This window comes from Winogradskyella psychrotolerans, assembly GCF_018860545.1.
In the GTDB taxonomy this organism is placed as follows: Bacteria; Bacteroidota; Bacteroidia; order Flavobacteriales; family Flavobacteriaceae; genus Winogradskyella; species Winogradskyella psychrotolerans_A.
Genome location: NZ_JAHKPN010000011.1, coordinates 360,069 through 376,246 on the forward strand (window position 1 = coordinate 360,069; position 16,178 = coordinate 376,246).

10 protein-coding genes are annotated in these 16,178 nt (G+C 34.6%); 8 read left to right on the forward strand and 2 right to left on the reverse strand.

The window, feature by feature from the left end:
• Nucleotides 1-42: 42 nt before the first annotated feature.
• From KO515_RS05060 to KO515_RS05080, 5 genes are all read left to right on the forward strand, one after another.
• Nucleotides 43-5,859 carry a fibronectin type III domain-containing protein gene (locus KO515_RS05060; protein WP_215935289.1) on the forward strand — a complete coding sequence of 1,939 codons (5,817 nt, stop codon included), beginning with the start codon at nt 43-45 and terminating at the stop codon, nt 5,857-5,859.
• A 323-nt stretch (nt 5,860-6,182) separates the two neighbouring features.
• Nucleotides 6,183-6,356, forward strand: a complete 174-nt coding sequence (locus KO515_RS05065; RefSeq protein WP_215935290.1) for a hypothetical protein — start codon at nt 6,183-6,185, stop codon at nt 6,354-6,356.
• Nucleotides 6,357-6,371: 15 nt separating this feature from the next.
• A complete protein-coding gene (locus tag KO515_RS05070; protein WP_215935291.1) occupies nt 6,372-7,505 on the forward strand; it encodes a hypothetical protein in 1,134 nt (377 codons plus the stop codon).
• Between the two features lie 32 nt (nt 7,506-7,537).
• Nucleotides 7,538-8,572, forward strand: a complete 1,035-nt coding sequence (locus KO515_RS05075) for a nucleotidyltransferase family protein (protein ID WP_215935292.1) — start codon at nt 7,538-7,540, stop codon at nt 8,570-8,572.
• A 242-nt stretch (nt 8,573-8,814) separates the two neighbouring features.
• Nucleotides 8,815-9,384, forward strand: a complete 570-nt coding sequence (locus tag KO515_RS05080; protein WP_215935293.1) for an outer membrane beta-barrel protein — start codon at nt 8,815-8,817, stop codon at nt 9,382-9,384.
• A gap of 245 nt (nt 9,385-9,629) precedes the next feature.
• Here KO515_RS05080 and KO515_RS05085 read toward each other — a convergent pair whose 3' ends face one another.
• Nucleotides 9,630-10,382, reverse strand: coding sequence for a zinc-dependent peptidase (locus tag KO515_RS05085; protein WP_252723780.1), 753 nt, complete (start codon nt 10,380-10,382; stop codon nt 9,630-9,632).
• A gap of 455 nt (nt 10,383-10,837) precedes the next feature.
• Complete coding sequence (locus tag KO515_RS05090) at nt 10,838-12,142, reverse strand: Glu/Leu/Phe/Val family dehydrogenase (protein WP_215935295.1); 1,305 nt, start codon at nt 12,140-12,142, stop codon at nt 10,838-10,840.
• 926 nt (nt 12,143-13,068) lie between these two features.
• On the opposite strand from KO515_RS05090, the gene KO515_RS05095 reads away from it, so the two are divergent.
• Genes KO515_RS05095 through KO515_RS05105 form a run of 3 tightly spaced genes read left to right on the forward strand, consistent with a single transcriptional unit; the run spans nt 13,069 to nt 16,176 of the window.
• Entirely contained in the window at nt 13,069-15,399 is a 2,331-nt protein-coding gene (locus KO515_RS05095; RefSeq protein WP_215935296.1) for a putative monovalent cation/H+ antiporter subunit A, read from the forward strand.
• Between the two features lie 12 nt (nt 15,400-15,411).
• Nucleotides 15,412-15,825 carry a Na+/H+ antiporter subunit B gene (locus KO515_RS05100; protein ID WP_179318063.1) on the forward strand — a complete coding sequence of 138 codons (414 nt, stop codon included), beginning with the start codon at nt 15,412-15,414 and terminating at the stop codon, nt 15,823-15,825.
• A 3-nt stretch (nt 15,826-15,828) separates the two neighbouring features.
• The gene (locus KO515_RS05105) at nt 15,829-16,176 is read left to right on the forward strand and encodes a Na+/H+ antiporter subunit C (protein ID WP_178983450.1); all 348 of its coding nucleotides are present in this window, start codon (nt 15,829-15,831) and stop codon (nt 16,174-16,176) included.
• Nucleotides 16,177-16,178: the final 2 nt, after the last annotated feature.

Consider the following 16,178-nt stretch of genomic DNA (forward strand, 5'->3'; position numbering starts at 1 on the left):
TTTTGTTAATAATGGTATTAATCATCAACTGATACATTATTTATGAAAAAAATTACGTTATTTATTTTAGCCTTAGGAACCATTTTTGCAGGATTCTCCCAAGTAACACAAAATTTTAGTGCAACAGGACAAGATGATGGCCCCACAGTCATCACCATCAACAATACCGATGTTACAGTCAACGGAGGAAATCCTATTACGTTGATTACCTTAAATAACTTTAGCGGTGTTACTTCTTCTTATGGAAGTAATTATTGTGGTGATTGGTACAGTTTTGATTTGTCAGTTACAGGAGGTACTTCTGACGGTCTGTCTCTAACGGCATCATGTTCTGAAGATTTTGAAGGACTAGATGTAACAAACTTTACTACCCTTGAATTTTCTTCTAATGACGAGGATAATTATACAGATAGTATCACTATCGATGTAGAATTATCTGTAACTTTTACAGCTATTACTCCACCCAATTGTGATTCAAGCTTAACATCTTCAACGGCTGATTTTCCTATCGACGGAACATTAACATGGTCTGCAGCAACCGGAATCCCTACAGGTTATAAAATTACGATGGGTTCTACTACGGGAGGAACTGACATAGCCAACAATGTAGATTTAGGAACTACAATATCCTACACACCAACAGGTTTAGCATATAGCACTACGTATTATACAACGATTACACCTTACAATGCCAATGGTGATGCTACCGGCTGTACTGAACAATCATTTTTAGTTGAAGACGCACCACCTGCAGGTACAGATTGTGCTAACCCGTTAGATGTAGGCACTCTTCCGTACACAGCTATCGCTCAAACGACTGCTGGTTTTGGTGATGATTATTCAGGATCACCAGGTAGCACTGGTTGTACTACGACTAGTGCTTATTTAAATGGGGATGACATTGTTTATTCATATACTTCGGATGAAGATGGCTCAATTGATGTTGATTTAACTAATATCACAGATACTTACACAGGCATATTTATCTATAGTGATTGTGCTGACATTGGCACCACTTGCGCGACAGGAGATTTCAATAACTACTCTAGTGGCACTTTAGATTTAAATATTACTAACTTCCCTGTTTTAAATGGGACAACATACTACATCGTAGTTTCTACTTGGGCATCTCCACAAGACACAACCTACGACCTCTCTGTAACTAAAGGTGCAACTTGCTTACCAGTAACCGGACTAACAATAGACAGTTTTACAGCCGAAGAAGTACAAGTGAGTTGGACGGCGAGTTCTTCTGGCGAGAGTAATTGGGAAGTTTTAGTTCAAGCCGATGGCACAGGGTCACCTACATCTGGAACTGCATCAGCAACTAATCCATACACAGAAAGCGGCTTAACTGAACTCACGGCATACGAAGTCTACGTAAGAGCAGATTGTGGTGGTGGAGATTATGGTGACTGGGTTGGCCCTGTAGATTTTACAACTTCAGCCTTATGTCCTGATGTATCTGATATAACTATTGATAGTTTCACTGCTGATTCGGTAACCGTTAGCTGGACTAATGGCGGAACAGAAGACGATTGGGAAGTTTTAGTGCAAGCAGATGGTACAGGATCTCCTGCATCTGGAACTGCAACAACAACTAATCCATATACTGAAGCAGGCTTAACTGAATTAACAGCTTACGAAGTCTATGTAAGAGCGGATTGTAATGATGCTAGTAATGGCTATAGTGAATGGGTTGGCCCTATAGATTTTACAACTACAGCCTTATGCCCTGATGTATCTGATATAACTATTGATAGTTTCACTGCTGAATCGGTAACTGTTAGCTGGACTAATGGCGGAACTGAAGACGATTGGGAAGTTTTAGTTCAAGCAGATGGTACAGGATCTCCTACTTCCGGAACTGCAACAGCAACTAATCCATATACTGAAAGCGGCTTAACTGGAAATACAGCTTACGAAGTCTATATTAGAGCAAACTGTAGTGATGCCATTAATGGGTATAGTGAATGGGTAGGACCTATTGATTTTACGACAGCATGTGCTGCAATTGTTCCAGACTATACGGCGGACATGTCAACAAATGTACCTGATACATGTTGGAACGAAGCTGGAGATGGTGAAGTGGCTACTGGTCCTGCAGGACTTGGGTCTTCTGCATGGGATGATGGAAACACATATACTCAGGGCTCTAGTAATGCCATTAATATATATGGTACAACTGCTCAAAGAGAATGGTTACTATCTCCTACTTTTAATTTATCAACAGGTGGCCCTTACCAATTAGAAGTAAATGTTGCTGTTTCAAACTGGAATGATGGCTTTACTGCTGATGCAATGGGAGCTGATGATGAAGTACAACTATTATCAAGCACTGATGGCGGCACAACTTGGGTAAACCTTACTACTTGGAATACTGGAAATGAGCCTACACTTGAAGGAACAGACTACACAGAAGATTTAACATCGTATTCTGGTGACGTGCAATTCGCTATTTGGGCATCAAATGGAACTACATCTGGTACAGATTATGATTTTCATGTTGGAAAATTTGTAGTAAGAGCAATTCCTACATGCCCTGACCTTACCGGTTTAACAATAGACAGTTTTGCTGCTGAAACCGCTGAGATTAGCTGGACCGCTGGCGGCTCTGAAACCGATTGGGAAGTTTTAGTTCAAGCCGATGGTACTGGTTCACCAGAATTGGGAACTCCTTCTACTACATCTAGTAACCCGTATAGTGCAACAGGATTAACCGAACTAACCGCTTATGAAGTTTACGTAAGAGCTGATTGCGGTGGTACATATGGCGCATGGCTAGGCCCTGTTGATTTTACAACTACAGCCTTATGTCCTGATGTAACTGATATAACTATTGATAGTTTCACTGCGGATTCGGTAACCGTTAGCTGGACTAATGGCGGATCTGAAGACGATTGGGAAGTTTTAGTTCAAGCAGATGGTACAGGATCTCCTACTTCCGGAACTGCAACTACAACTAATCCTTATACTGAAAGCGGCTTAACTGGAAATACCGCTTACGAAGTTTATGTTAGAGCAGACTGTAGTGATGCCATTAATGGGTATAGTGAATGGGTAGGCCCTATTGATTTTACGACAGCATGTGCAACTTATACACCTGACTACACAGAAGATTTCACTACATTCTTAGATGCGTGCTGGAACGAAGCTACTGGCGGAGATTTAACTGCCGGACCATCGACATTGGATACTGGTGCGTGGACTGCAGATGGGTTTGCTAATAGTGGAGCAACAGGTGCCGCGAGAATTAATTACTTTGGTGCGGGACCTGATGTTGACTGGTTATTATCTCCAACCTTCGACTTATCCGCTGATGGCTATGAATTAGTATTTGATAGTTCTATTGTAGATTGGAACGGAACGGCATTAACAGACACTTTTAATACTGGTGATACTGTACAATTGGTATATTCTACAGACGGTACAAACTGGCTTGTGCTGTATGATTTAATTACAAATACGCCCGCTGCGGCTGGAGAAACTATTATAGTGGATCTTACAGGAATTACGTCAAGTACTGTTCAATTTGCAATTTTCACAGATGACGACACAACCAATACGAGTGGAAGAGATCTTGATATTTTTATAGATAATTTTACTGTGAGAACACCTTGGACTTGTACTCAAGCAGTTATAGATGGTGTGCCAACAGTAAATGAAGATTGCGGAGCAGGCACCTTTACTATTGATATAGATTTTACAGCTGTAGGTGATGCAACAGGTATAACAGATGGAACAGATACATTTGCTATTTCTGGAACTAGTGTAATCGCTGGACCATATACTATTGGTACAATTGTAAACTTAGAGGTTATACACGCTGAAGGAACTTGTGACTTTACAATTACAGGTGACTTTACAGATAACTGTCCGCCAGCAAACGATGATTTTTCTAATGCCATTGCCATCAGTTGTGGTGATACAGTGTTTGGTAACACAGCGGAAGCAACTCTTGATGAAGATGATGCACCAGATGGACCTAATTCTGACATGGATGCACCCAACCTATGGTATTCATTTTATGGAACAGGTCAAGATATATTGTTAGACACTTGTTTGGACGGTACTTATTATGATACTGAAATATTAGTATATGCAGGAACTTCAGGTAATTTATCTTATGTAGCTGAAGGCTATGATGACTGTACTGGTACAAACTCTAACTGGCTGGCTCAAGCAACATTCACAGCCGAAGCTGGTATACAATATTGGATTTCAGTAGGTGGTTATAACTCTTCAAGTACTGGTCTATTTGAGATGTCAATAACATGCACAGGCACTGAATCATTTGTTTATGATGGTGGTACTTGGATTCCAAGTAACCCAGTAGGAACAACAACACTTAACGATATCGTAATTTTCGCTGGTGATGCTGTCATGACTGGTGATACAGATTGTAACTCATTTACGATATTACCTGGAGCAGGAGTAACCATTCCTACAGGTGCTACGGTTACCACAGCTGTTGCTATGACCTTAGAATCGTCTTCAACTAGCTACTCAAGTTTAATACTTGATGGAACAGTAAGTGGTACTATAAATTACAAACGTCATGTAAATAGCAATGCTTCAGGAAGCACAGGAGATAATGACTTAATATCTGCACCGTTAACTGGTCAAGCATTTAATACTTTTGTCACCGAAAATCCAAATATTTATAATAATGGGACATTATATGCATTTGGTCCTTTTGAAAAAGTGACCAATAGTTACGTCACTTGGGCTGGCACAGAAACATCTACACTCAATGCTGGTGTTGGTTATAGAGCAGCTTCATCTGATAATGATACGTTTACATTTACAGGAGTTGCAAATTCTGGCACTGTACCTATTACGATAGAAAGTAGTGGAGCTTCATATGCAGATTGGAACCTCGTTGGAAATCCTTACCCATCTTATATAACCTTAGCAGATTTCTTAGCTGAGAATAACAGTTTATTTTCAGATTCAACTAGTGGTGTTTACGGGTATGATGGTAATGCTTCCGATGGATGGGAAATTTGGAACCAAGCCTATTCTGATGCAAATGATAATGCATTAATTACTCCAGGTCAAGGTTTCTTTGTGTCCTCAAAAAATGCAACAGGCACTCTCAACTTTACAAACCCTATGCGTTCCACAGGTACAACTGACGATTTCATCGTTGGTAGAAGTAATAATAATAATATTTCTTACCTAAGGTTAAAAGCAACGAATAGCACCAAGGCTTATCATACTGATTTTTATTTTAATGATTCTGCAACTTTAGGGCTCGATCCAGGATACGATTCTGGTATTTTTGGTTCAGCGGGTGAGTTTACACTTTACTCACATTTAGTAGAAGATAATACTGGTAAAGCTATAGGGGTTCAGACTATAAACAATACAAACCTTGGCTCTGAAGTCATAATTCCGTTAGGAGTAAATGCAACACAAGGCCAACAGCTAACGTTTACTATTGCTGAATCTACACTTTCAAGTAGTGTCAATCTATACTTAGAAGATAACGTAGCTAATACATCTACCCTATTAAACAGTAATGATTATGTCTTAACACCAAACACGGACTTAAATGGAACCGGTCGTTTCTATCTACGCTTCTCAAATAGCACATTATCTACATTAGATAACACCTTAGATTTGTTAAGTATATACAGTAATAAGAGTGATAAAACAATAGTGATCTCAGGTCAGTTAACGGAAGGAACAACAGCTAAGATTTATGATATTCAAGGCCGAGTTGTAATGACATCACTTTTAGAGAACACGAGCCGGACACAATCCATAAACGTGAGCAAATTAAATGCAGGAGTTTATGTTGTACAACTTAGTAATGGATCACAAAATAAAACTCAAAAAGTGATTATCCATTAAAAACAAATAGAATTACCATTAGGTTAGAAATCACACCATAAAACTAGTGTGATTTCTAACTTTATAGTGTATATTAACAGCATATTTAAGAGTATAATATATAAGGTGCAAGCTTTATTACTATAAGAACACAACCGATATCCGTTTATATGAAATAAAGTAGAAATGTCACGGTATACTTTTTAAAATTAAATCGATGTCATTTGACCGAGAACACTATTATTTCATAGAGTATATTTGAATTAAATATAAACCTTTTCGTATTATTACTTTTTTAAATAGATAATTTTATTATTTTTGAACTTAAATTTAGGGCAAGAGCCATGAAGAAAGAAAACAATTCAGACAAAATCACTCGTAAAGAAGCTATTTCTAAAATGGGTAAATATGCTGCAATAACTGCAGTAGGAACATTCGTGATCCTAAATCCACTTAAATCCCAAGCTCAATCACCACCAAGTCCAGGAGGTCCAGTTTTCCCAGGATTAGAAGACTAGGGATACTAATCTATTGTGAATACAAATTTATTACCAACCCACTCTAGGTTACTTGGTGAACACTGGGTATTATGGTATGATATTTCCAATAGTTATAGTGTTGTTACCAAAGAATTTAAATTCGTTTTAGAAGCCTATTTTAAAGCTAAAACTAAAGCTGAGTTTTTTAATATACTTAGCTCGGATTTTGATGATACTGATATTGATAAACTTCATCAGCGCATATCCGATTATTTACAGCAATGTAATATCTTAAGTACCTTACCAATTCTAAAACCAACTATTTTAGAGGTAACTAAAAGACGTGTTCTAAAGAAATATAAGTTTAAGGATAAAACGATTCAGGTCTATTTTAGTTCCGAATCAGTTTCAAAAATTATTCATCCAGCACTTGCTCAATATTATAATACGACAAGTAATGTTGTAGATGTCACCTTTGATATTCACTTAAAGGATGAATTCCTATATTTATTTAAAGATGAAGAATTAATCTCTTGCGTTCCAATGCAGGAGTATCATAAAACACAAGGTAAATTTATAATGTTACTCCTTTGTGCTTTACATGATAAAGAAGAAGGGGATTGGATAGGAACTTTACATGGTTCAACAATCACTGATGGAAACTCTTCTATTTTATTTGTTGGTAAATCTGGCAAGGGAAAAAGTACACTGTGCGCATTATTAGCACAAAACGGACTTGACTTATTAGCAGATGATGTCTCCCCTTTACTGTCTGAAGATCAACATCTATACTACAATCCATCCGCCATATCTATTAAAGCAGGTGCTTTTAATCTATTAAAACCAATTGTAACTAATTTTAATAAATTACCTATAGTAGAGTTCAACAAAACAAAAGGCCAACTCAAGTATATACCATCTCTTAAGCCCAAAAAAGAGCACTATCCTTGTGGCGCGATTGTTTCAGTTAATTATCAAGCTGAATCAGAAACCAAACTTGAACAAATTTCAGCTAAACTGATTCTAGAAACACTAATTGAAGATTCTTGGTTATCACCAAAATCAAAACATGCGGAACAATTTTTAAATTGGTTAGAGACGAAACAACTTTATCAAATAACTTATAGTAATACCAATAGCGTAACTTCAGAAATCAAAAAATTATTTAAACTTCACCAAAACGCTTAATAATAACTTACCTTAGGCACGAGTTTAAACTAATGAATATTATACAATTAACACATCTTCACATTGCAGCTATCTTAAGTTTTGAAACTTCTAAAGAGGCATTAGAAACCACAATTAATGACCCTAAATTTGATTGGGACATTATGGTTATTGAGGCTAGTAAGCATTTAGTATTACCAACGCTATACTGTAGGCTAAAAGCCAAAGAACTACTCCATATCTTACCAAAAGATTTAGTTGTTTATTTGAAAGAAATAACCACTATTAACAGACAGAGAAATCTAAGGCTACTACAACAAGTTAATTCTATTACTCATATTTTAAATAAACATAATATCTCTCATGTATTTTTAAAAGGTTCAGCCCTACTTGCTTCAGGCCATTATCTTGACAAAGGAGAACGAATGATTGGAGATATTGATATTTTAATAGAAAAAAAAGACCTAAGTAAGACATTTGACATTCTAAAAAACTCAGGATACTCTAAAACTATAGGTTTTGCGTACACAGAAAAAGACCATAGACACCTAGACCGTTTAATATCAGACCAAGAGTTAGCAGCTATAGAGCTCCATTCAGATTTATTTCACAAAAAAAATAGATCAATACTAACTATGGATAATATCCTTAAATCAAAACGTATTATAAATAATATTGCCATACCAAATACGAAATATTTCAGTCTACACATCATGCTGAATTGGCAATTAAATGACCGAGGTCACTATTACAATACAATAAGTTTAAAATCTATTTATGATTTCATAATTTTAAACTCTGACAAATCCCAAGAGTCCATAAAAAGCATAATGTCCTTAAAATATGGTCAATCTTATTTAGCACTAGCGTCCTACTATTTTCAAGATTATTCTAATATCACTTGCAATCGGTACATGAGCTACAGAATAGGAATACATAAACTCTTATCCAAATACAAATGGTTGAATATTTTGGTGTATTTTCTTAAATATAATACTAATTATATTGGAAATCGATTATATCTAATAGCGACTAACAAGAGTTATAGGAAACATCTTATTCAAAAAAAAATCAAGTTGATTCGTTGATTATAAATGTTCTATTTTTGATTTTTAATTCTCGAATTAAAAATACTTAGCTTTTATCTCTATTCATCAAGAAGTGCAATTTTAATTTTATAACAAATACCAATATAAAAACGAACAAGAAAATGCGTTAAATACTGATTTTAAGTCCTTATTTGTTTTTTTTAACAAAAATTATAATAACTTTACACCTATATTTGTTTTATATAACAGAAAGATTACCTTTGACAAAAACCTATCATAGTATGAAGAAAATACTTTTACTAGCATTAATAATAACTTTTAGTTTATCCTCTTATGCCCAAAGGTATGATTGGTCTCTGAGTGTAGGATTTAACGCTATCAATAGTTTAGGGACTCAATCCCCAATTAATAGTCCAGATGAATGGAGTTTTAAAAATCCATTTTCAGTTGCTGCTGAGTTTGGTTGGGCTGATAATTTTGCTATTGAACAATCTATAACTTTTAACGGCTTTGACGAAGACTCTCGTGTTGATTTCGGTGATTTAGAAGAAACATACACGTATATCTCTTTTGACACTAATGCAAAGTATTATTTTAGAGAATTACTTTTTGGACGCAGTAGAAACACAGATTGGTTTGACATATATGCAAGCGCAGGTGTAGGTTTCTTTCATATCGACGAAACAAATATTTCTGCAAACTTAGGTGGTGGTGTTTTATTTTGGTTAAACAGAAACAGAACTTTTGGACTAAGAGCACAAACAATTGCCAAATTAGCTTTTAACAACTCGGAAAGTGGTTATGACAATAATCATTACCAATATCACTTACAAGCTGTATTTAGGTTATAATAAAGTTTACCCCATAAAAAAAGGCTCACAATTATTTGTGAGCCTTTTTTATGTATTGAAAGAAACTTAAACCATCTATATTAAACTTATGAGATGATACTTTCTCATTTTAGAGTTTATCGCAAAACCCTCAATTTGAAATTGTGATAAGCTAATATTAGGATGCATGACTTTAAGATACCACGCGTCGATTCAAATAGATTATAAAATTAATTTAGATGCTTATGTTTACTTCTTATACCCATTTAATACTTAGTAAACTTAAAATTAAGCATCTGTTTTATTAGAGTATAGAGTTTTGGGAATTGAGATTTAAACGCTAGAGGCGTTTCAATAAAATTTTCTAACAATACAGCGAAAAACTCATAGTGATTGGTATAAGCATACTCCCTAAAGTATTTTGAAGCAATTAAATCTTGTCGCACGGATTCATTTTCCTGCAAATACGCGGTTAACTTTTGAAATCCTTTATTAAAAATTAAACTACTGATGTCATTTTTTCGAGACGCATTGAGATGTATGGCATGCCCAAATTCGTGAATGCCTAAATTGAGGTTATCATCACCTATTTGATATCCTTGTAAAAAATGTTCCCAAGAAAAGACAATAGTCTTTAACCGTGGGTTTACCTCACCTTTATGATACATATTATTAATTTGAGAATAATAAGCATTGGGGTAAATGATAACCGTTTCTACAATATCTAACTCATAAGTTTTAAATCCAAAACATAGCATAGTTGCAGTAGCTGCAATCATAACTTTCATCTGCTCGGTCACTTCGAGATTCTCTCTACCTATAAATTCATTAGTTTCAATGAATTCAGAAACCCTATGTTCAAATTGACGTTGATGCTTATAGGGCAGTCTTCGGAAAAAAGTATGCTCATTTTTTAAAATTTCTCTTTGTCTCGGAGATAAATTGTTAAGCTTAAAAAAACGATATATAAACAATGGTTTGTTAAATATTGAAGCGTAGTAAAATTGAAAAATCTTCATGAGCCGGTATATTATAAAAAGTACTATTATAACAATGCCAATAGGAATTACATAATTTGAAATTAATTCCATTTCAAAGATTTCTTGTTCTGTTTTTGATACCATTAATAAAACCATCTATTACTTGTGAACTCAAAATTGCGCTTCAAAACACGGACTCCAGTCATTAAAATGTAAATCATTCTTAAATATAACAGAACATATCTATTCAAGATATTAAGAACCCATTTTATTTTAAAAACAATAGAATTGATATTTGAGAATATTAATTTTTATAGTCGCAAAAAGACTAAAACAACAACAAACATATAGTATCGTATAATTCAATTTTTACTGCATTTAGAATTTGAAACTCATCAAACAATAAGCTCTTTATTACTCCAAAAAAAAAAGTAAGCATGGTTATACACCTATACTTACTTTTCTAATATTAATTTTCTACTTTTTTATAAAGTCTATGGAAAAATCCCTCGTTGTATGTATGCTTTTTCTATGCGTTTAATTGCAATACAAAAGGCAGCGGTTCTCATATCTACACCTTCACTTTCAGAATAGTCATGAACTTTATCAAAAGAAACTTTTAGCTTTTTACGTAACTTATCTAAAACTTCTTCTAGATGCCAAATCTCACCACTTCTATTTTGCAACCACTCATAATAACTTCCAATTACACCACCCGAATTACATAAAATATCTGGTATAATGACGATACCTCTTTCAAGTAAGATATTCTCACCCTCAACATTTGTAGGACCATTAGCGCCTTCTGCAATTAGTTTTGCTTTTATTTTTGACGCATTCTTTTTAGTAATTTGATTTCCTAATGCTGCAGGAATACAAATATCACAATCTATGGCAAAGAATTCACTTTTTTCAACAGGCGAACAATCTGGATAATTGATAATCGTACCTTTATTTTCATGGTTATACTTAAAAAGTGCTTCAACATTTAAGCCGTCTTGATTTTCAATACCTCCCTGAGCATCTTGAACACCTACCAATTTAGCACCATCTTTTTCTAAAAAATGTGATGCCCAATATCCAACATTACCAAAACCTTGGACAATAAACTTTTTACCGTTTAAATCCATATCATTGTTATCTGCCCAAAATTTAATAGTTAAATAAACACCAAACCCTGTAGCTCTATCTCTACCTTCTAGTCCTCCACTGCCGTCTGGCTTCCCGGTAACAACATGCTGATTTGCGGAACGTTGCGCTGGTGGCCTAGAACTCATATAGGTATCAGCAATCCAAGCCATTGTTTGACTGTTAGTATTAACATCTGGCGCCGGAATATCGTGTTCTGGGCCAATATTATCCGCTAAAGCATAAGTAAAACGTCTTGTAATACGTTCTAATTCTGATTCCGAATATAACGCTGGATCAATCTTAATTCCACCTTTTGCGCCACCATAAGGCAAACCCGCTAAAGATGTTTTCCATGTCATCCACATGGCCAAGGCTCTGGCTGCATCCAAATCTACCGTAGCGTGGTAACGTAAGCCACCTTTATACGGTCCTAAGGCACCATTGTGTTGTACTCGGTAACCCGTAAAAACTTCAACATCTCCGTTGTCCATTTTCACAGGAAAGTTGACTAAAATCTCATTATTAGTGATACTCAGTATTTTCCGAATATTAGGATGAAGGTTAATATGATTGGCAGCACTATTAAACTGCTCCATCACATTATCCATCATACCTTTTAAAGGCACTTTTTTAACTTTTGGTTTTAAGTCTTTTTTTGAATTTCCCATTTATATGCGTTATTTTTTTGAATATTATATTTTTGAACCGCAAAAATAACACTTTCAATAATATAAAGGGATTATATTATCAAATAACTAAATTAGATTCTAAACAAATATTCTTTCTTTGAAAATCTTTACCGTACACTAAATAAAAATGAAAGACTCTAACCGATCTATACAAAACAAAAAGCACTATAATGAAAACACCGATTGGTACAAAGTCATTAAAACTTAGTTCTAATTCAATTTTTTAGCCCTCAGTTTGCAGCATCGTATATAAGTGGTGTAAGTAATTTTAGATCCCTTCTATTTTATGAAATTTTAATGCAAAGCTGAGCGACTTACTAGACTGTTGATCAACAAGTGTTTTTAAGAACTAATATACCACCTGTCTAGTCATTAATTGTAGTGCTTCTATTGTTTTATAATAATGGTTAAGATAAATTAACACCTAAAAAATGTCACTTAAAAAACTTATAGCTAACTAAAAATCAAAAAAATATACAATCATTTTTTGAAATTCACTTTAGATTCTCTATTTGAATAAATAGAAAAGTTTCAAGGTCTTTTTATGAAAAAAATAATTTGTCATGAAATAGTAAAAAAAACATTTTTACTTCGTAGATTTTAGACGATTTGTATTTTCTAGTTTCCACTTTTAAAACATCTAAAACCAAGTCCTTGATAAGGTTGGTATACTGTTTTTTCTTTTTTTCCTAAAATCTCAACGTTTTCATGATGCAATATTTGATTAACAAAGTTTATAACCTGCAGGAGACACAGAATTGCACGCTTTAAAAATCTATAGATTTATAAAAAATTCAAGAATATTATGTCATAATATTTTTAACTCGTATATCCTACTAAACTTTATCTAAATATTTTAATACCTATAGAATTCCTAGTATATTTGTTTTTTTAGTCAAAACTATATGCTCATAGCTATACTCTCAGGTTTTTTATTTTCTTTTTTTATGGTGTTTGTCGGCAAATATATGAAAGGCAAATTAGCCTTTTTATCTGCCTTGATTCCTTTGGGTCTTTTTATATATTTTTTGCAGTTTGCAGGACGTATTTCAAATGGTGAAATCATAAGTCAAACCTATGCGTGGGTACCTTCACTTGGTATTGATTTTGGATTAACTCTAGATGGACTTTCGCTCATTTTCTGTTTAATGATCACCGGTATAGGCTTCCTTGTCTTTGCCTACACCGCAGCTTATCTTAAAGGCCACCATTACTTAGATCGTTTTTATGGTTATTTAGGAATTTTTATGGCAGCAATGCTAGGCGTGGTACTCTCAGATAATGTTATTTCTTTATTTACATTTTGGGAGCTTACAAGTATTAGTTCTTTTTTCTTAATCGGCTTTAACAACAATGAGGAGGCTTCGAGAAAATCTGCAGTTTTGGCTCTGGCAATCACTGGTATGGGGGGATTGTTATTATTTGCAGGAGTTGTAATTTTAGGTAATGTTGTAGGTACTTACAGTATTTCGGAAATGTTGAGTTCCAAGGAATTCATTGCCAATAGCCCGCAATACACCTTAATTGTTGCTTTAATTTTTGGTGCAGCATTTACGAAATCTGCACAATTTCCTTTTCATTTTTGGCTTCCGGGCGCAATGAAAGCACCTACACCAGTTTCTACATATCTGCATTCTGCAACCATGGTAAAAGCAGGGGTGTACTTGTTAATGCGTTTTACCCCTATTTTGGGCAGTACGGAATTTTGGAATTCTACTTTAATTATTGTGGGAAGTATTACAATGCTTTATGCGGCAATTCATACACTTTTTAGAACTGATTTAAAAGGGATTTTAGCTTATTCTACCATTTCAGCTCTTGGTATTTTAGTCTTTCTAATCGGGCTTGGAACAGAAGCGGCACTTTTAGCAGCTTGTGTCTTTATTCTAGTCCATGCGTTATATAAAGCCACATTGTTCCTAATCACCGGAATTATTGATCATGAAACCGGAACCAGGGATGTCACCGTACTTTCTGGTCTAAGAAAAGTACTTTTCCCAGTTGCTATTGCTGGCTTTTTAGCTGCAATTTCCAATGCTGGTATTCCTCCAAGTTTTGGTTTTTTAGGAAAAGATTTAATTTATGAAGCCACTTTGCATTTTGGCAATTCTGCTATTTTATTGACCGTTTTAGCCATTATCACCAATATTTTATTACTATATGCTGGCTTTTTAGCTGGAATAAAACCCTTCACAGGAAAACTTCCCCATACGTTTTCTAAAGTACATTTACCCAGTTTTTTAATGTGGACACCTCCATTGATTCTTGCAATTTTAGGAATTTTAATTGGGGTTTTTCCATCCATAATTCAAGGTAGCTTAATTCAACCTGCTGTTAACGCCTTAGGAGAAACCGGTAGTGCGGTAGAATTAAAATTATGGCATGGTTTCAATACTATTCTAGCCTTAAGTGCCACAACTATTGGCATTGGTTTGCTATTTTATTTTTTTATAAAACCTTCTGTAAAAATTGAAGCTGCCATAAAAAAACTTGAATATCTATCCCCAAAAACTATGATAGAAGGATTCGGGATTGCTTTCGGGCATTTCTCAAAAATCTGGACCACTTTTTTTCAAAACGGTTTCTTAAGGCACTATGTTTCCACCATTATTCTATTTTTGGTACTGGTTATGGGATACACCTTGATAAATAATACAAATTATGTATTGAATTTTAGTTCTTTGACTCAACTAACCATATATGAAGTAATTACTGTGATTATAATGATTGGAGGTATTTTATATACGGTATTCTCAAAATCCCGTTTGGCTGCTGTTGCGGCAATGGGAGTTGTGGGTTTAACCATCAGTTTGATATTTGTATATTATAGTGCGCCAGACCTTGCTATGACACAGTTTGCAATTGATACACTTACGGTTATTTTATTTGTACTGGTACTGTACAGGCTTCCAAAATATTTAAAATTATCCAATTATAAATCAAGAATTAAAGATGGTATTTTATCCATTACTTTTGGGACATTAATTACAATTCTTGCCTTAGAAGTATTGAACGAGCCTCAAAACTCAGAGATTTCTGAATTTTATGCAGCTAACGCTTATCTTCTTGCAAAAGGAAAAAATGTTGTAAATGTTATTTTGGTGGACTTCAGAGGAATTGACACTTTTATGGAAATTACTGTTTTAACCATTGCCGCCATTGGAGTGTTCGGGCTTTTAAAGTTAAGATTGACCACGAAAGATAGAGCAATTGTAAAAGATAAAAATAAAATATAAACTCATAACACCTTGAAATCAATAATTTTAAAAACCGCATCTAATTACCTACTGCCACTTTTGTTGCTGTTTTCCTTATTTATATTGTTAAGAGGTCATTATTTGCCCGGAGGTGGTTTTGTAGGTGGTCTTATAGCATCCATAGCATTTGTTTTACATGCATTCGCAAATGGACTACAAACCACCAAACACTTATTACGTATTCACCCTGGATTTTTAATGCCTATAGGGCTATCAGTGGCATTTTTAGCTGGAATATCCCCTATGTTTCTTAGCGGATTACCTTTTATGACAGGTATTTGGTTTCCCGAACCTATAAGTGTTGTAGGTATGATTGGGTCCGCCTTGTTTTTTGATATTGGTGTCTATTTGGTGGTCATAGGAATATCGTTAACTATAATTTTTACTATAACAGAATCCAAATAAACTATGGAGTTATTATTAGCTATACTTATTGGTCTGCTTTATGCCGCAGGATTATATATGATGCTGCGCAGAAGTTTGGTAAAGCTCATTATTGGCTTAATACTATTAGGAAATGGTGCAAATTTGTTAATCTTTCTATTGGGGAGAATTACAAAGGGACTTCCTCCCATTATACCAGAAGAATCTAGCGTATTTACATCTGCTTATGCCGATCCTGTTCCTCAAGCTCTAATATTAACGGCAATCGTAATTAGTTTTGGTTTGCAGTCTTTTGCAATAATACTCGTTAAAAGAGCCTATAAAGTAGTGAAAACAGACGATTTAGATCAAATGAATTCAACAGACCGATAATA